The sequence below is a fragment of the Pseudomonadales bacterium genome (assembly GCA_024234615.1).
GTDB lineage: Bacteria > Pseudomonadota > Gammaproteobacteria > Pseudomonadales > IMCC2047 > JAJFKB01.
The window spans coordinates 308,330-326,590 of record JACKNY010000002.1 but is presented as its reverse complement, the minus strand read 5'-3'; the positions used below and the strand labels follow the sequence as shown (position 1 = coordinate 326,590).

The following is an 18,261-nucleotide window of genomic DNA, read 5'->3' as shown; positions in this document are numbered from 1 at the left end:
GGCGCTAATCAAAACGCATGGATAAATCGATAGCACGACAGTCTTTGGTCAGCGCTCCAATGGAAATATAATCGACACCGGTTTCTGCTATGGGTCGTATGGTGAGCTCAGTTACATTGCCTGAAGCTTCAAGTTTTGCTTTACCCGAAGTGATTGCTACGGCAATGCGCATATCCGCAAGGCTGAAGTTGTCTAGCATGATGGTGTCCGCACCTGAGTTCAGCGCTTGATTGAGTTCTGACAAACTCTCCACTTCTACTTCGACGGGTTTACCCGGAGCGAGATAACGCGCTTCGCTGATGGCTTTTTCAATAGAGCCACAGGCAGCAATATGGTTTTCCTTGATCAGAAAAGCATCGTACAAACCGATCCGATGGTTAAAACAGCCGCCGCAGGTGACGGCGTACTTTTGCGCAATGCGCAAACCCGGAATAGTCTTGCGGGTATCTAACAGTTTCACCTGAGTGTCCGCGACTAGGTTGGCGTACTGACGACAAATGGTGGCTGTACCGGAAAGAGTTTGTAAGAAATTCAGCGCGCAGCGTTCGCCCGTGAGTAATGAGCGGGCCGCGCCAGATAGCTTAAACAACGGTTGGTTCGACTCAACCTGTTGGCCGTCCTGGACGAGCCATTCAATGTCAACATCGGGGTCCACCTGGTGAAAGACCTGATTAACCCAATCCGCGCCGCAGATGGTCGCCGACTCCCGCGTAATGACAGTGGCCTTGGCAAAATTCTCTGCGGGAATGAGCTGGGCAGTTAGGTCACCGCTGCCGATGTCTTCGTCTAGGGCAGTTGTAACATTGGCTTGAATGATCTGAGCGAGCGTTTTAGTGTAGTTCATGGTGATATTTAGATTAATGCTAACAAGCTAGGAGTTGGGGTAATTTCGTAATGTTAAAAGGTTATCGCGTTGAGTAAACTCGACTTGACGCAATGCGCTCATACCCAACAAGATAAACTCGCCCATGCTGGGGTTAATACTGGCGGGCACATCATACAGGATAATACTACCTATTTGTAAGCGCTGGATGCGGGTTGCGTAGACAGTAACATTGCCATTTGCGGTAGATGCCGTGCCGCGCAAACCCTTTTGTAATCCCAAATGCTGCGCCATATTTTCAGAAATTGCGACGTCGGTGGCGCCTGTATCTAGTAGGAAATCAACAGCTATATCGTTAATGCTTCCAGAAACTAGATAATGCCCTTGTCGATTGGCCTTGAGAGTAACCTCTTGTACCCCCTTGGTAGTGACTGCGGACACTGGCTGCTGGTTAGGGTTGAGCCAGCTTCGCTCTAAATTGCCAAACAGGAGGGTGAGCATAGCCAGCCCCAATAGCCAGGCGGCGATAGCCATAAGTTTACCTAATCTTCTACCGGGAGGCGGTGCTTCACGATAATTCATTTTTTTTGTACCGACAACGGGCAAATAATGGAATCTGAACTATACTATTTTGGTAGATGTACGCCTAGGGATGAAAGGCGAATGGCAACCCGGAGTGTTTTAGAACGTGGTCAATGAATCTAGCGCAGTTCCCCCTGTGAATGTAACCTCAATCGACATTCTACCAGAGCCCTTAAAACGGGTGCGAGAGTTGGCGAAAAGTCAGCTCGCAGCCATCTTTGCCAATATGTTTGACAGCGCCGATGATGCGTTGTTTGAACTTGCCGACAAAGCCACCAGTAACATTGATCAGACCATGTATTTTGACTCGATGCGCCAAGTGCGTATTCAACGGCAAGGCATGGAATCTGTTTTTATGCAAAAAGTTCAAGATGGTTTTCGTCAGTTATTTCTCTCTGTCGATAATGAAACCGCTGATCCAGAGAAGTATGCAGATGGCATGGAAACTTTGGCTCTGGTGTGTGACGACGATCTTGAAGAGTCGGTGGCGATCAGAGGTATGGTTTCCAAGGTGGTCAGTCAATGTGATGTTTCCTTAAGTGAGTTGACCCAGCGCATTAATTATTTAGTCCGAGCGAAAACAATCACTGATCTGAGTAACCCCCTTGGCCCACACCGATTATGTGAAGCATTTCGCGAAGCGGCTGGGTTACTTGAGCTGGATATTCGAGCCAAGTTGGTGGTCTACAAGCTTTTTGAAAAGTATGTGCTGGGTGTTATCGGTAAACTTTATAATGAAGCCAACGGTTTATTAATAGAGCGGGGTGTACTGCCCAGCATCAGTTCAAACGCAAAGCAAAGAAGCGCGACTAAAAGAGTTAGCGGGGCGCGGCAGCCGACCCCTCCCTCTACTGCAAATAGCCAGGAAGATAGTGAGATATTTGATTTTTTACGGGGCCTGTTGACTGACAGCCAGTTTCAATCAAAAAATACCGGTCCTACGCTACCTGTGGCTGACCAAGGGCCAGCGTTGGCGCATGGTGATTTGGTAGAGCTTTTGTCATCGATTCAGCAACAAAAATATGAGACAGGAAACCTTGTTAATTTCCGCGCGGAGCAAATTGATGTCCGGCAGGCATTATATAACTTGTTGGAGCAGTCCGGTTCGGCATTGCAGAATAGAGCGATTGGCAAAGTTGATAATGATGTTATTAACCTAGTTTCCATGCTGTTCGAGTTTATTCTCGACGATCATAATTTATCGTCACCGATGAAAGCCTTGTTAGCGCGTCTGCAAATACCCTTACTTAAAGTCGCCGTGCTGGATAAAACTTTCTTTAGCCGGGGAGGCCACCCGGCCAGAAAGCTGCTCAATGAGTTGGCTACGGCGGCAATGGGCTGGAGTGAGACAGTTGATCTCAAACGCGATACGCTCTATGTCAAGGTTAAAGCTATCGTTGATTCAGTGCTCGACGATTTTGTCGATGATGTTTCGATTTTTCAAAATTTGTTGGAGGATTTTACCGACTTTATTGGTATTGAACGACGTCGTGCAGAGTTAATTGAACAGCGTACGAGGGATGCAGAGGAAGGTTTAGGCAAAACCCAGTATGCGCGGTCGGTGGTTGGCGATGTGCTTAACCAAAAGGCGCAGGGTACTAATTTGCCTCCGGTTGTGATCGAGTTGTTGCGCGACGGTTGGAGCAGCTATCTGTTTTTGGTTCATGTGAAAGAAGGTGTTGAGAGCCAAGCTTGGGAAGACGCGCTGGCGACAGTTGATGACCTGATATGGAGCGTACAACCAGCGGCGGATAAGTCCTATACCAGTCAGTTACTAAAATTGATTCCTTCATTGTTGCAGCGTTTGCGCAAAGGCTTGACCAGCATTTCCTTTAGCAAAGTGAAAATGCGCAACCTCTTCAAAGAGTTAGAGTCCATTCATTTAAATTGCTTGAAAAGCTCGTCACTTAAACCTGCAGTAAAGCCGGAAACTGATGATGCTGCTGTGGCGCAGGAGTTTACAACCCTTACAAGGACAGAACCGGAGCCAAAAAGTTTAGCTAACGCTCCGGGTGATACCCAAAAATCGGCACAGGTAATCAGCAAAAGCACCATTGAATCTCCGGTTATTATTACTAACGCTGAATTGCCAGTTATTGAGCAAGCTATCTCGGCAACTGAGGGTGATGAGTATCTTAACCGTGTTGACGGACTGACCTCTGGGACCTGGGTCGAATTGATCAAGGAGGACAAAAAGCAACGAGCTAAGCTGGTTGCAGTCATCCGATCGACCGGAAAATATATTTTTGTCAACCGTGTCGGTATGAAAGTAGCGGAGAAAACCCGCACCGTGCTTGCTCAGGAGTTGCGCGAAGGCCTACTTAATATTCTCGATGATACCCTTCTATTTGATCGTGCCCTGGAGTCTGTGATCGGCCATTTGCGTGAAATGAAGGATTAGGAATTAATCGGATGGTTCTCTAGGCATCCTTCGGCGCGAAAAGTTTTTCTCATCCAAGGCCTAATCCGAGTTGAAGCCCTCTGGCGCATGAGCTAATGTATGGGCATCGCTTACTTGATGCTCAGGAATTAGCTTGCTTAGCGCTATACATAATCATTGGTTGGTCGAGGCTGAGCGTATAATATCGCCTAACTTCGACGACAGGCCGGAGGCGCGTATTGATCTTCTGGTTGTACATAATATTAGCCTACCGCCTGGGCAGTTTGGTGGTCCCTATATAAGCCAGCTTTTTACTAATCAGTTGGTAGCGCGAGAGCATCCTTATTTCCAGGAAATAGCGACACTTCAGGTTTCCTCCCATCTTTTGATTCGCCGCAACGGTGCTGTAATTCAGTTTGTACCTTTTGATAAACGGGCGTGGCATGCTGGTAGCTCTTGTTATCAGCAAGAAACCAACTGTAATGATTTTTCCATTGGCATTGAGCTTGAAGGAACGGACGATCAGGCTTACGAGGAAAGCCAATATCTGCGTTTAGCTGATGTCACCCGTGCGTTGATGCGATCTTATCCTGGTATCCAGGAGGGCCGAATAACGGGCCATTCGGAAATTGCACCTGGGCGTAAAACCGATCCAGGTCCTGCTTTCGATTGGCGTCGCTATAGGCAATTGTTGAAATCTGGGGATTAATTTAATCCGTTATTCATAAAGAATCTACCGAGGCCACAATGGCGTTTTTAGTGTTACTCATCACCTTAGGTTGTTATAAGTTTCTTGGCTGGCGCGTAGATCGACGTTTCGATGAATGGTTTTTCCTGCTATCAGATAGCCTAGGGTCTACGTTTCAGAAACATCCGCAGGTCGCGACACTGTCAACACTATTACTGCCTGTCTTGTTGGCGGGATTATTGCTCAACCTGTTAGAAAATTCTCTATTTGGGTTTATCGGGGTCGCTTTGCAGGTCTTATTACTGTTTTATTCGATGGGCCGCGATAATCTCTTGCAATGTACCGAGGGATATTTAAGACGCTGGCGGGCTGGTGATACCCAAGCGGCCTATCATTTTGCTTCAGAGTATCTGAAAACCCAGGAAGATATTGATGTCAATGACTTGGCGTCATTACAGCGTGAAGTTCGCACCGGGCTGCTTTATCAATGGTTTGAGCAGGTATTCCTGGTGTTGTTTTGGTATTTATTAGCTGGGCCACTAGCTGCGCTCTTTATCCGCTTCATCTGTCTTTACGATCAGTGGTTAAAAGTATCGGATGATACTGCAGCTGCGGCCATGCCCCTGCAAATTCTGCACGCACTCGAGTGGCTACCGGCACGCTGTGTGGGCCTAACCTTCACTCTTGCTGGAAATTTTGTACTTTGTTTTCGGTCGTGGATAGATGCAGTCTTGAGCTGGCATACACCTACCGAAAAAGTGTTATACAACACGGGAATGGCGGCCTTGGGTGCGTGTGTGGAAACATCGGAAGACATGACTCGACCGGTCGAAAGAATTGCCGATGTGTCGGATGAATATACCCAGGAAATCCAAGCTATCCAAGATTTGCTTGTTAGGAGTTTGATTGTTTGGGTGGTGATAGTCGCCCTTATTGTTATTTTCTAACCCCAGTCAAGAAGGGCTAACGGCATCGTAAGCAGGTACTCATGCGGATTGGTATAGATTTAGGCGGTACTAAAATAGAAGCGGTATTAATGGCTGATGATGGTGGTATCGTTAACCGTCGGCGGGTCAAAACATCCGCAGGAAATTATGCCGCCATTTTAGATCAAATAGCTCAGTTAGTTGAAGAATTAGAACACTCCTGCTCAACTCGCGCAAGCGTTGGCGTGGCCACTCCGGGCAGCCTTTCTCGGGTCAGCGGGAGAATGAAAAACTGCAATTCCACCTGTCTAAATGGCCGCCCTCTTTTAACAGATATGGAGCAGCGCCTGGGGCGGGAAGTGTGCTTGGCCAACGATGCGGATTGCTTCGCATTATCTGAGGCGACTGATGGCGCTGGCCAGGGTTTTGCAACGGTATTTGGTGTCATACTTGGTACTGGGGTGGGTGCTGGCATTTGTCGAAATGGGCAGCTAGTGACGGGGCCCAATGGTATTACCGGAGAGTGGGGACACAATGCGCTGCCGCCACTACAAGGAGCGTTTGAAGGATCGCAACTGGCGGCTAGAAACTGCTATTGCGGCCGCCGCGGTTGTGTAGAGACGTATTTGTCTGGCCCTGGATTTGAAGACGGTTATGCCGCCGCAACGGGCAAAACGCTCAGCGTCGATCAAATTGTCACGAAAGCGGAGGTGGGGGAAGAGCGCGCGTGTGCGTATTTAGATCTTTACCAGGAGTGTTTAGCCAGTGCGTTGGGCAGCGTTATCAATCTGCTTGATCCTCATGTAATTGTACTCGGTGGTGGTTTGTCAAATATTGCTAGCCTGTATGTTGAAATACCCAAACGCTGGTGTAAGTATGTATTCTCCGACTCCTGTGAAACTCTTTTGAGTCCACCGAAGTATGGTGATAGTAGTGGTGTCAGAGGAGCGGCGTGGTTATGGTGAGTAAAATAGACAAAATAGGTAGGGTTAAGAGGAAGAGCGTAAGTCGTCAGCTATTACATAGAAATTACTGGGAATTTGGCCCTATTCATGGTAAAAATGCGGGCCATTCACAGCCGTGATGGAAGGGTTTGTGCTGTTAATTCGCCCATCTACCTATGGGCAAAATACTTCATTCCAATAGTTAATATTACAGTTATAGTGGTCGATCAGAATCGTTAGGTTTTACGTACAAATCACTTTTCCGCTATCGACGTTATCCAATTTGCCAAGCAAAGTATTTACTTAATAAAGAGTCATAGAGGGTTTTTTGAATGTTAATGCATAAGCACAGTACCAATGATCCTGATCCAACGGAAACCGAGGAATGGGTTGATGCTCTAGAAGTTATTATTCAAAAGGAAGGAATGGAGCGCGCGCATTATATACTTAAGCAGCTTTCCGACCATGCTACACGTACTGGCACCCAAATCCCTTACGCGTTAACGACACCTTACCGCAATACAATTCCAGTGACTGAAGAAGCGCCAATGCCCGGTGACTTGTTTATGGAGCGGCGGATACGATCGCTGGTTCGCTGGAATGCGCTGATTACCGTTATGCGCGCAAACATGAACGATGACGAGTTGGGTGGCCATATCTCCACCTTTCAGTCCAGCGCCACACTTTATGATGTTGGCTTTAATTATTTCTGGCATGCGCCCAGTGAAGATCATATGGGTGATTTGATTTATTTTCAGGGGCATTCCTCGCCGGGGATTTACGCCCGCTCCTACATCGAGGGGCGATTTGATGAAGCACAGATGGACCGTTTTCGAAGGGAAGTGGATGGTGGTGGTCTTTCCTCCTACCCCCACCCTTGGTTAATGCCGGATTATTGGCAGTTCCCCACTGTGTCGATGGGGTTAGGGCCGCTACAGGCAATTTATCAGGCGCATATCATGAGGTATATGTCCGCCCGCGGATTGGCACCGCGGGAGGAGCGCAAGGTCTGGGCTTTCCTTGGTGATGGTGAGATCGATGAGCCGGAATCGCTAGGTGCAATCTCGTTGGCCGGGCGTGAGCAACTCGAAAACCTTATTTTTGTCGTGAACTGTAATCTGCAGCGTTTGGACGGACCGGTGCGCGGCAATAGTAAAATTATTCAAGAATTGGAGGGCGTTTTTCGGGGTGCTGGTTGGAATGTCATCAAGGTCGTCTGGGGGCGGCTCTGGGATCCTCTGTTAGCGAAAGATAAAGAAGGTGTTTTACAGCGATGCATGGATGAAACGGTCGATGGTGAGTATCAGAACTGCAAAGCCAATGGTGGCGCTTACACACGCGAACATTTTTTTGGTAAGTATCCCGAGACCTTGGCTATGGTCGAAGACTTAACGGATGCTCAGATTTATAAGTTGAATCGTGGCGGGCATGATCCTTATAAGGTTTATGCTGCTTATCACGAAGCGGTTAACCATAAAGGGCAACCGACGGTTATTCTGGCGCATACCGTGAAAGGTTATGGCGTTGGCGATAAAGGTGAAGCTCAGATGGGGACTCACTCGCTGAAAAAGCTGGATAAGAAGATGCTGATGCAATTTAGAGATCGCTATGAAATTCCGCTCAGCGACGATGAGCTGGATGCTATTCCTTACTACCGCCCGCCAGCAGATAGACCAGAAATGCAGTACATGAAGAAGCGCCGGGACAGTTTGGGTGGTTACCTACCACAACGCCGTAATGATTTCGACGCACTGGAAGTGCCAGGTTTGGAAGCGTTTGAAAACCAGCTCAAGGGTACTGGAGAGCGGGAAATATCGACCACGATGGCGTTTGTTAGATTGTTATCCGTATTGGTGAAAGATAAAAAAATTGGCCCTAAAGTTGTACCTATCGTACCAGACGAAGCACGTACCTTTGGTATGGAAGGCATGTTCAGACAGTTGGGTATTTACTCTTCCTCCGGGCAGCTCTATGAACCGGTCGATTCCGCACAGGTTATGTATTATAAGGAAGACAAGAAGGGGCAGATGCTGGAAGAGGGAATCAATGAGGCCGGTGCTCTCTCCGCTTGGTTAACCTTGGCGACCGCCTACAGCAATTATAATTGCGCAATGATCCCTTTCTATGTGTTTTATTCGATGTTTGGTTTCCAGCGGGTTGGTGATCTGTGCTGGGCAGCTGGTGATATGCAGGCGCGTGGTTTTCTAATCGGCGGCACTTCAGGACGCACCACCCTCAATGGCGAAGGATTACAGCATCAGGACGGTCACAGCCATATCCTGGCAAGCACGGTGCCCAATTGTATCTCCTATGATGCAACCTTCTCTTATGAGGTGGCGGTTATTGTTCAAGATGGCATGCGGCGCATGTATCAAGAAAAAGAAGCGGTCTATTATTATCTGACGTTACTCAATGAAAACTATTCGCATCCGGATATGCCGAAGGGAGCGGAAGCAGGTATTGTTAAGGGGTTGTATCTGTTTCAGGAGACACCTGGAAAGAGCCGACTCAGAGTGCAGTTAATAGGCAGCGGTTCGATTATGCGAGAAGTTATCGCGGCGGCGGAATTGCTAAGGGAAGAGTTTAAGGTTGATGCAGATATCTGGGCAGCGACCAGTTTTAATGAATTGGCACGCGAAGGCCAAAGCGTTGAACGCTGGAATATGCTGCACCCACAGGAAACAGCGAGGATTAGCTATGTCACGCAGTGTTTTGCCGATCGAGAAGGGCCGGTCATTGCCGCCACGGATTACATGAAAAACTATGCGGATCAAATACGCGCTTATGTACCGAAAACTTATCGAGTGTTAGGCACTGACGGCTTCGGACGCAGCGATTCTCGCCAGAAGCTGCGTCACTTCTTTGAAGTGGATCGGTATTTTATTACTATTGCAGCGCTGCAATCGCTGTTGAAGGAAGGCAAAGTCGACGCCGAGGTGGTGAGTTCAGCGCTGACAAAGTTTGGAATTGATCCGAATAAATCTAATCCGGTTACGGTGTGATTGTTAAAGAAATCAGTCAGAAAGGATTTTATTGTGAGTGAAGAGATTGTAAAAGTACCGGATATTGGCGATGCGACTGGGGTAGAAGTTATAGAATTGTGTGTCGCTCCGGGGCAGCATGTCGAAAAAGACACCACCCTGATTGTTTTGGAGTCTGACAAGGCGTCTATGGAAATTCCGAGCCCAGTGTCTGGTTCAGTGGCTTCTATTTTTGTCCAAGTAGGAAGTAAAGTGTCGCAGGGCGACGATATTCTCGTATTAAATACCGCCACCGATCAAGCATCAGTCGTGGAAGAAAAACCAACTACACAAGCAGCTGAGGCAGTTCAGCAAGACGAGTCGTCTACCGAAGCGGTCCAGGAAGAAGCCAGCTCAGCTTTAGGCGCAAATATTGAGGTACTTGTGCCGGATATCGGGGATGTAAAAGATGTGGAGGTCATTGAAGTAGCGGTCAAGGAAGGAGATAACGTCGAAAAAGATGCCACGCTGATTGTTTTGGAATCGGATAAGGCATCAATGGAAATCCCTGCTCCGCAAGCAGGCGTAGTGAAAGCCATTAATGTGGGTGCTGGGGATAAGGTCTCTGAAGGAAGTTTAATTTTGGTGTTGGAGGCGGCTAGTCAGGCTGCTTCCGTAGCGACGAAAAAACAGGAAACAGCGAAAACACCTAAGGCGGCTCCGGTCGCCAATCCATCGAAAATGGAAGAGTCGCTTACCATAAAAGTGCCGGATATAGGTGATGCCAGTGAAGTGGAAGTAATCGAAATTGCCGTCGCCGTCGGGGATTCGGTTGCCGTCGACGATACACTTATTGTGTTGGAGTCCGATAAGGCCTCCATGGAAATTCCAGCCACCCATGCAGGTATTGTCGAGGCGGTTTTATTGGAAGTGGGGCAGAAAGTTAAGCAGGGGGCGCCGATAGTGGTGTTAGCTCAATCGTTAAGTTCAGCTGCCCCTGCAGAAAGTCCGGCCAAGAACGAGTCGCTAAGTCGATTAAATTCCCAGGCAAAGCTAAATTCTGGCACAGAACCTGTTGCGGTATCGCAACAAGTGCTACCAGCCAAGTCAGGGAAGCTAGTATACGCGGGGCCAGCAGTGCGAATGTTGGCGCGCGAATTAGGTGTTGATTTAACCCAGGTTAAAGCCAGCGGACCGCGGGGACGAATTGTTAAGGAAGATGTGCAGAATTTCGTTAAGCAAGCGTTGAGTGAGAAGTCTAAAGCGGCACCTGCTGGCTCAGGTATTCCCGCAGTGCCAGCGATCGATTTTAGCCAGTTTGGCGAAATCAAAATAGTTCCTATGTCGCGGGTAAAAAAATTGACTGCAGCAGCCATGCATCGAAGTTGGCTTAATGTCCCCCACGTCACTCATTTTGATGAAGCCGATATTTCGGATCTCGAAGAGTTTAGGGCTAGCAAAAAAAGCCAGGCAGCGGAGAGAGGGTTGAAGTTAACACCGCTGCCATTTTTGATTAAGGCCTGTGCCGCAGCGTTAAAAAAATACCCGCAATTTAATGTTTCGCTCGCACCCTCGGGGGAGGAAATCATCCAAAAGTTCTATTTCAATATTGGTATCGCAATGGATACGCCTGCAGGGCTGATGGTGCCAGTGATTCGAAATGCCGATAAAAAGGGCGTTTGGGAACTGGCGGAAGAAACGACGGAATTGGGGGCCAAAGGGCAGGCCGGTAAGCTCAGCAAAGAAGATTTGCAAGGAGGGTGTTTTACCATTTCCAGTCTCGGTTCCATTGGTGGTACTGGTTTTACGCCAATTGTTAATACGCCAGAAGTAGCGATATTAGGGGTGTCCAAAACACAAGTAAAGCCGGTTTTTATTAATTCGGAGTTCCTGCCACGTCAAATGTTGCCGTTGACCTTATCCTATGATCACCGGGCCATCAACGGCGTGGATGCGGGCCAGTTTATGACGTTTTTGACACAGGTTTTGGCGGATATTCGTAAATTGGTTTTGTAGTAAGGTTTGTTGCTGTATTCGCTGTACGGGTCAAGGCAACAGTAAGCTAGTACTGCTATTCATTTGCTGAATCGTTTTAATCTGTTGATAGAGCATTTCGTTGGTTGGTACGGGAACGTCAAGTTGCTTTGCTAGCTGACAAATAAAGCCATTAATCTGATCAATCTCTGTCGGCCTATTATTGATCACATCCTGATACATGGATGAATAATTTTGGGCGGTACATTCAGCTACTTGGATCGCCAGCCTGTGTAGAGATGGCTCTGCATAGGGTAGCTTTAATGCGCTTAGAATGGTTTCTATTTCATCGCAGACAGCTCGCATGTGGGATGCTGAGCTAGGGTCTTTTAGCAGATCGCCGTTACGGCAGCGATGGATGGCAGTTAAAGGGTTTATTGCACAATTGACGGCTAGTTTGCGCCATAGGCACTCTAATATGTCGTTTGACCAGCTAACGCTTAATTTGACTGCTTTTATAGCGGTCATAAAGTTTGCGCTAATGTTATCCAGCTTTGCGTTGCTGGTTGGGTTCATGAGGCCGAAAAAGGTTTGCCCTTTCCCCGCCTGTACTACATGGAATCTAGCGCGGCGGTACGCGCCATCGCTGCTGGAACCACAAATAATCGGTGTGTCTGGATATCGTTTGGCGCACTCTTGCTGGACACCCATACCATTAAATAATAGAACTATCAACGAGTCTGAGGTTAACCGATGTTGAATAGTGCGAATGGCTAAAAGCGCGTCGAAACTTTTTGTACAAACGATGAGGTTGCCAATAGGACTTTTATTCTCTGCACCGCTTTCTGCAAATACGTCAATAGAAGAAATTACGCCATCTTCTTCAAGCTTCAGCGGCAGTACTTTTTTTAATCGAGACTGGGAACGCAATAAAAGTGTTACTTTCTGCCCAACGCGAGACAAATGGCTTGCCCACAAGCAACCGATCGCGCCTGCGCCCAGTATATGCCAACCTTTCGCATTGATGGTGTTAGAAGAAATCATTGATAGGCATTTATAAGAGGGGTTAAATTGGTAGAATGTCCCGTTATTGTATTCTGAGTTGCTAGAGGAGAAAACCTATATGCCGTCTTTTGATGTGGTATCGGAAGTAGACCAGCATGAAGTTACCAACGCCGTTGATCAGGCGAACCGGGAAATAGGCACCCGCTTTGATTTTAAGGGCGTCAACGCTAAGTGTGAGCAGAATGGATTGCAGGTAACATTGATTGCCGAGGTCGATTTCCAGGTACAACAGATGTTGGACATGTTGCGCGGGAAATTGGTAAAGCGTGGGATTGATATTGCCTGCATGGAATGTGGCGAGGTAGTACAGACCGGTATGCAAGCGCGGATGGAAATTACACTGCGCCAAGGGGTCGATGCACCGCTAGCGAAGAAAATCGTAAAATTGATTAAGGATAAAAAAATGAAAGTGCAGGCCGCGATCCAGGGCGATCAAGTTCGGGTAACCGGCAAGAAACGTGATGATCTGCAAGAAGTTATCGCTATGCTAAGAGAAGCCAATTTGGATTTGCCGCTGCAGTTTAGTAATTTTCGCGACTAGCGCGCGGAATGGTTGCTTCGAGTTTGCGTGAGGAAATCTTTAATCGACGCATGTTGATCTGCGTCTTTACTGGCTTTACTTCAGGGTTACCGCTTTACGTACTGATACAGTTGGTGCCTGCCTGGTTACGTGTCGAAGGGGTAGGCTTGGCCGAGATTGGCTTTTTTGCCTTGGTAGGCTTTCCTTATACTTGGAAGTTTCTTTGGTCTCCCGTCATTGACCGGTATACCTTGCCTTTTCTGGGTAGAAGACGTGGTTGGATGCTTGTAACCCAGCTAGCGTTAGTTGTTTCAATTGCAGTGCTTGGTTTTTTGAAGCCTACGCTTTCTATTTGGGTCGTTGCCTATATTGCGATAGTTGTTGCTTTTTTTAGCGCCAGCCAAGACATCGTTCTAGATGCTTACCGCCGTGAATTACTGCCTGATCAAGAGTTAGGCTTGGGCAACGCTATTCATGTACAAGCTTATCGCTTGGCAGGCTTAGTACCCGGTTCGCTAGCATTAATTTTAGCGGATTTTTTGGCTTGGCAAATGGTGTTTGTTGTAGTTGCTGGTTTTATGGCCGTAGGCGTGGGATTGACGCTCTGCATTGATGAGGCGATTGCTAATCCAAAGCCACCAAAGACCATGAAAGAAGCGATCATAGAACCATTTCGAGAGTTTATGCTACGCAAGGGGCTATCCTCCGCTCTGCTTATTTTGGCCTTTATGTTTTTATATAAGCTTGGCGATAATATGGCAACGGCCCTCGCCACACCCTTTTATATTGATATGGGCTTTAGTCTGACGCAAATCGGCTCAATTGCGAAGCTGTCATCTTTGACGGCTGTCTTTATTGGTGGGTTAGCGGGCGGTGTTGCGATGATTCGATTAGGGATTAACCGCTCGTTATGGCTATTCGGGCTAGTACAGATTTCTAGCATTTTGGGCTTTGTATTGCTCTCCGTCGTAGGGGCGAATCCCTATGTTCTGGCGCTGGTGGTTAGTTTTGAATATTTGGGGGTTGGATTAGGCACTGCGGCGTTTACGGCTTTTATTGCACGGGAAACTAACCCCGTATTTGCCGCCACGCAATTTGCCCTGTTTACGGCGCTGGCATCTTTGCCCAGAACGGTGGCTAACGCGATTACCGGTGTGATTATTGAGCAGGTTGGATACACCAGTTTTTTTATTCTTTGTACAATCCTGGCTTTCCCCGGAATGTTAATACTGCTTAAAGTAGCGCCTTGGAAAGACGAACGAATTCAGACCGAGCAATAAAAAACGCGGTAAATAACCGCGTTCTTTATTGGTAAGCTTTTATCTTGCGTGCGTCTACTACAAACGCATGCCGCCATCAATTTCCATTACTCTGCCGGTGTAGAAATCATTTTCAAACAGATAAATTGCTGAGTGCGCGATTTCATCTGGGTCACCCATACGGCGTAGCGGAATCATAGCAACCAGTTTTTCAAGTGCTTCTGGCTTCATGGATTCTGTCATCTCGGTTTTGGTGAATCCCGGCGCGATGCCAGCCACTCGGATACCATAACGCGCTAATTCTTTAGCCCAGGTTACTGTCATCGAGGCGACACCTGATTTGGCCGCTGAGTAGTTGCTTTGGCCCATATTGCCTGCTCGGGAAATACTGCAAATATTGATGATCAGCCCTTTGGTGCCTTTTTCAATCATGCGAATGGCTGCTTCTTGGCCGCACAGAAAGACGCCCGTCAGATTGACATCGATAACGCTTTGCCATTGATTGACATCCATACCGCGCCTGACATTGCCTTCTTTATCGACTTTTACCAGCAATGCGTCTCTGGTAATGCCCGCGTTGTTGATTAAACCGTGTATTTCACCGAAGTCGGTTATAATTTGGTCAAAAGCCGCTACTACTTCATTTTGGTCGGCGACGTTAGCTGTGTAGCCCTTGGCTTCGCTTCCCGCTTCGCGGCACAGTCGTGCTGACTCATTGAGATTTTCCTGGCTGAGATCGATTAGTGCGAGCTTAGCGCCCTTTTGAGCTAATGAGACCGCCATTCCGCGACCTAGGCCTTGCCCACCTCCGGTGATAACGATAACCTTGTCATTCAAATTCATAATTTCTCCCCAAATTCGGTTTTTGACGATGTTTAACCACTAGCGGCTACCGATGTTGCACCCGCATAATATTATTGTTGCATCGCGGAAAAACGATTTTGATTATGTAGTAACTTGAGCTAATTTCCTATATTTTTTTTAAAAAATCGCAGACTATTGTCTTAATCTCAGATACCAAAACCTAAGTTTTGGGTAATTTTAAAATTATTTTTTTATTAATTTAGTTTAATAAACAATAGGTTAAACGTATTTAGATGGGCGTCCATAAATTGTTTGAGCAGGCATCACTCTCAGTACAATTTTGTGCTCCTATGACGAAATTTAGTCCAATATTAAAAGTATTTTCTTTGCGCAGTACAGAAAAATTTAGCTACAAAGATGGGGCGACTGTGACAGCGGGATTATCAGAATCTGAAAAATACTGAAATATAGACTGGTTGAGTATTACTTTTATAATGGGTGTCAGACCCTTAGTGGGAGACCAATGAAATTATTATTTCTACTCTTTGTTGTTTTGCCTATCGCCGAAATTATGTTACTGATTGAGGTAGGGAGCAACATTGGAACGCTAAACACGGCTGCGTTAGTAGTTCTAACGGCTTTGGTGGGAAGTGTTATGCTTCGGCAACAAGGCTTATCGACTCTATTTCGGGCGCGAGAACAAATAGATCGCGGTGCCCTGCCGTTGCAAGAAATGATAGAAGGAATCTGTTTAGCCGTGGGCGGTACGCTCTTGATAACGCCAGGATTTATTACTGATTTCATCGGTTTTGCTTGTTTAATTCCAATTACTCGCCAATGGTTAGTGAAAGCTGTCGTTAGCCGTGTGAGTATGAGCTCTGCATTTACGGTGCACGCAGGTATGAGGCGAGGAGATTACCAGGCGGATGATATTATTGAAGGTGAATTTGAGTCTGATGATGATGACCGTAAGAAGCTGAAATAGTCAGAGCCGTAACTGGCCATACCTTTGATTATTGTGAAGGTTAAAAAAATATAAAAATCTTTATCGCTAGACGTTGAAATCCTATCAACTACCCCCATTTATGCTGCACAGCCTTGAGACTCAGATGGTTTTAGAATCTGTCAATTCGGGTTGTTTACTATTTGAGCTCAATAATTGGTCTGTGTCTTAAAGAAATGGCTATCAGGCCTTATAGAACTGTTTTCAATTCATGTCAGGAGAGTGTGCACAATGAAAATTCGTCCTTTATACGACCGAATCGTTGTTCGTCGGGAGGAAGAAGAGACCACCACAGCTGGTGGTATCGTATTGCCCGGTTCTGCCACAGAAAAACCCAATCAGGGTGTCGTGGTAGCGATAGGTGAAGGCAAGGTCCTCGATAATGGTGACGTCCGTGCCTTAGCGGTTAAGGTAGGCGATAAAGTGATTTTCGGTAAATATGCCGGCAGTAATACTATCAAGGTGGACGGTGAAGAACTGCTGATTTTAAGCGAAAGCGAAATATACGGCGTTATCGAAGGTTAATCCTTTCAAAGTTTATGTTGATGAAAAATTTATTTAAAGGAAAGAAAAATGGCTGCTAAAGACGTATTGTTTGGCGATTCAGCCCGTAAAAAGCTGGTTGCTGGCGTGAACATCCTAGCGGATGCAGTAAAAGTAACCTTGGGTCCAAAAGGTCGTAACGTAGTGCTGGATAAATCTTTCGGCGCACCGACTGTGACCAAAGACGGTGTATCGGTTGCCAAGGAAATTGAATTAAAGGATAAGTTTGAAAATATGGGTGCCCAGATGGTGAAGGAAGTCGCTTCCCAAACCTCGGATATCGCTGGTGACGGCACTACGACAGCTACAGTATTGGCGCAAGCGATTATGGCCGAAGGCTTGAAAGCGGTAGCTGCGGGCATGAACCCGATGGATCTTAAGCGTGGTATCGATAAAGCGGTTATCGCTGCAGTAGGTCACTTGCAGGAAATGTCCAAGCCCTGTGCGGATAGCAAAGCAATTGCGCAGGTTGGTACTATTTCGGCGAATAGCGATTCAGCTGTCGGCGACATCATTGCTGAAGCGATGGAAAAAGTAGGTAAAGAAGGTGTGATCACTGTCGAAGAAGGCAGTGGTTTAGAGAATGAACTGGATGTCGTTGAAGGTATGCAGTTTGATCGTGGATATCTGTCTCCTTACTTTATCAATAGCCAGGAAACCATGGGTGTTGAGCTGGAAGCGCCTTATATTCTGTTAGTTGATAAAAAAATCTCCAACATTCGTGAAATGCTGCCGCTGTTAGAGTCTGTCGCCAAGTCCGGCAAACCTCTGTTAGTGATTGCCGAAGATGTTGAAGGCGAAGCATTAGCAACCTTGGTGGTTAATAATATGCGCGGTATCATGAAAGTTGCTGCTGTGAAAGCGCCAGGGTTTGGTGATCGACGCAAAGCAATGCTGCAAGATATTGCTGTATTAACCGGTGGTACCGTAATTTCTGAAGAAGTAGGCCTGAGTTTAGAAGGCGCTACCTTGGAAGATCTGGGTTCTGCAAAGCGTATCAGCATCAATAAAGAAAACACTACAATTATTGATGGTGCTGGGCAAGCTGCCGATATCGAAGCGCGCGTTGGCCAGATTCGTAATCAAATAGAAGAGACTTCTTCTGATTATGATCGTGAGAAGTTGCAAGAGCGTGTGGCCAAGCTGGCTGGTGGGGTTGCGGTTATTAAAGTTGGCGCTACGACTGAAATCGAAATGAAAGAGAAGAAAGCACGGGTGGAAGACGCCCTGCATTCAACTCGTGCTGCGGTGGAAGAGGGCGTGGTTGCTGGTGGTGGTGTTGCGCTGGTGCGTGTACTACAGGCAATTGAAGGGCTGAAAGGTGATAATGACGATCAAACCGTCGGTATTCATCTGGCTCGCCGTGCGATGGAAGCGCCGCTACGTCAAATCGTCGCTAACGCAGGTGATGAAGCCTCTGTGGTATTGGATAAAGTTAAGGCCGGTACTGACGACTATGGCTACAATGCTGGAACTGGAGAATATGGTAGCATGCTGGAAATGGGTATTCTTGATCCGGCTAAAGTAACACGGACTGCATTACAAAATGCGGCTTCTGTTGCTGGCCTCATGATTACCACTGAATGCATGGTAACTGATGCCCCAGATGATAATAAACCCGCTATGCCTGACATGAGTGGTATGGGCGGTATGGGCGGTATGGGCGGTATGATGTAGCACTGCCTTTAGTCCAAAGGAAGTATTAAAACCCCGCATTTTGCGGGGTTTTTTCTTTTAAATCAGGATGGTTATCTCTTCATTGGCTAGGTACATTGAATGAGAATTTTACT

The 18,261-nt window shown here is 47.1% G+C and carries 15 protein-coding genes; 11 read left to right on the top strand and 4 right to left on the bottom strand.

Annotated elements, in window-relative coordinates; all coding sequences use genetic code 11:
• Positions 1-4: 4 nt before the first annotated feature.
• Entirely contained in the window at positions 5-844 is an 840-nt protein-coding gene (locus tag H6995_10655; protein MCP5215457.1) for a carboxylating nicotinate-nucleotide diphosphorylase, read from the bottom strand.
• A 27-nt stretch (positions 845-871) separates the two neighbouring features.
• The gene (locus tag H6995_10650; GenBank protein MCP5215456.1) at positions 872-1,405 is read right to left on the bottom strand and encodes a TIGR02281 family clan AA aspartic protease; all 534 of its coding nucleotides are present in this window, start codon (positions 1,403-1,405) and stop codon (positions 872-874) included.
• A gap of 136 nt (positions 1,406-1,541) precedes the next feature.
• Between H6995_10650 and H6995_10645 the strand changes: the two genes are divergently transcribed.
• The 6 genes from H6995_10645 (at position 1,542) to H6995_10620 (ending at position 11,319) form a co-directional block, all read left to right on the top strand.
• Entirely contained in the window at positions 1,542-3,806 is a 2,265-nt protein-coding gene (locus H6995_10645) for a DUF1631 domain-containing protein (GenBank protein ID MCP5215455.1), read from the top strand.
• Between the two features lie 133 nt (positions 3,807-3,939).
• Entirely contained in the window at positions 3,940-4,494 is a 555-nt protein-coding gene (ampD, locus tag H6995_10640; protein ID MCP5215454.1) for a 1,6-anhydro-N-acetylmuramyl-L-alanine amidase AmpD, read from the top strand.
• 38 nt (positions 4,495-4,532) lie between these two features.
• Positions 4,533-5,420, top strand: coding sequence for a regulatory signaling modulator protein AmpE (ampE, locus tag H6995_10635; protein MCP5215453.1), 888 nt, complete (start codon positions 4,533-4,535; stop codon positions 5,418-5,420).
• Between the two features lie 41 nt (positions 5,421-5,461).
• Positions 5,462-6,364 carry an ROK family protein gene (locus tag H6995_10630; GenBank protein ID MCP5215452.1) on the top strand — a complete coding sequence of 301 codons (903 nt, stop codon included), beginning with the start codon at positions 5,462-5,464 and terminating at the stop codon, positions 6,362-6,364.
• Positions 6,365-6,681: 317 nt separating this feature from the next.
• Positions 6,682-9,345 (top strand): pyruvate dehydrogenase (acetyl-transferring), homodimeric type, encoded by a 2,664-nt coding sequence (gene aceE, locus H6995_10625; GenBank protein MCP5215451.1) that lies wholly within the window; start codon positions 6,682-6,684, stop codon positions 9,343-9,345.
• 33 nt (positions 9,346-9,378) lie between these two features.
• On the top strand, positions 9,379-11,319 hold the full coding sequence (locus H6995_10620) for a 2-oxo acid dehydrogenase subunit E2 (protein ID MCP5215450.1): 1,941 nt from the start codon (positions 9,379-9,381) through the stop codon (positions 11,317-11,319).
• Between the two features lie 30 nt (positions 11,320-11,349).
• Here the strand turns inward: H6995_10620 and H6995_10615 are convergent, their stop codons facing one another.
• Positions 11,350-12,321, bottom strand: a complete 972-nt coding sequence (locus H6995_10615) for a 2-dehydropantoate 2-reductase (protein MCP5215449.1) — start codon at positions 12,319-12,321, stop codon at positions 11,350-11,352.
• 79 nt (positions 12,322-12,400) lie between these two features.
• On the opposite strand from H6995_10615, the gene H6995_10610 reads away from it, so the two are divergent.
• Positions 12,401-12,883 carry a YajQ family cyclic di-GMP-binding protein gene (locus tag H6995_10610; protein ID MCP5215448.1) on the top strand — a complete coding sequence of 161 codons (483 nt, stop codon included), beginning with the start codon at positions 12,401-12,403 and terminating at the stop codon, positions 12,881-12,883.
• A gap of 8 nt (positions 12,884-12,891) precedes the next feature.
• On the top strand, positions 12,892-14,142 hold the full coding sequence (locus tag H6995_10605; protein MCP5215447.1) for an AmpG family muropeptide MFS transporter: 1,251 nt from the start codon (positions 12,892-12,894) through the stop codon (positions 14,140-14,142).
• 57 nt (positions 14,143-14,199) lie between these two features.
• On the opposite strand, the gene H6995_10600 is transcribed toward H6995_10605, so the two are convergent.
• Complete coding sequence (locus tag H6995_10600) at positions 14,200-14,964, bottom strand: SDR family oxidoreductase (GenBank protein ID MCP5215446.1); 765 nt, start codon at positions 14,962-14,964, stop codon at positions 14,200-14,202.
• 484 nt (positions 14,965-15,448) lie between these two features.
• Here H6995_10600 and H6995_10595 point away from each other — a divergent pair, with 484 nt between their 5' ends.
• The 3 genes from H6995_10595 (at position 15,449) to groL (ending at position 18,148) form a co-directional block, all read left to right on the top strand.
• Complete coding sequence (locus tag H6995_10595; protein MCP5215445.1) at positions 15,449-15,910, top strand: FxsA family protein; 462 nt, start codon at positions 15,449-15,451, stop codon at positions 15,908-15,910.
• 249 nt (positions 15,911-16,159) lie between these two features.
• Positions 16,160-16,453, top strand: a complete 294-nt coding sequence (locus tag H6995_10590) for a co-chaperone GroES (protein MCP5215444.1) — start codon at positions 16,160-16,162, stop codon at positions 16,451-16,453.
• A gap of 48 nt (positions 16,454-16,501) precedes the next feature.
• On the top strand, positions 16,502-18,148 hold the full coding sequence (gene groL, locus H6995_10585) for a chaperonin GroEL (GenBank protein MCP5215443.1): 1,647 nt from the start codon (positions 16,502-16,504) through the stop codon (positions 18,146-18,148).
• Positions 18,149-18,261: the final 113 nt, after the last annotated feature.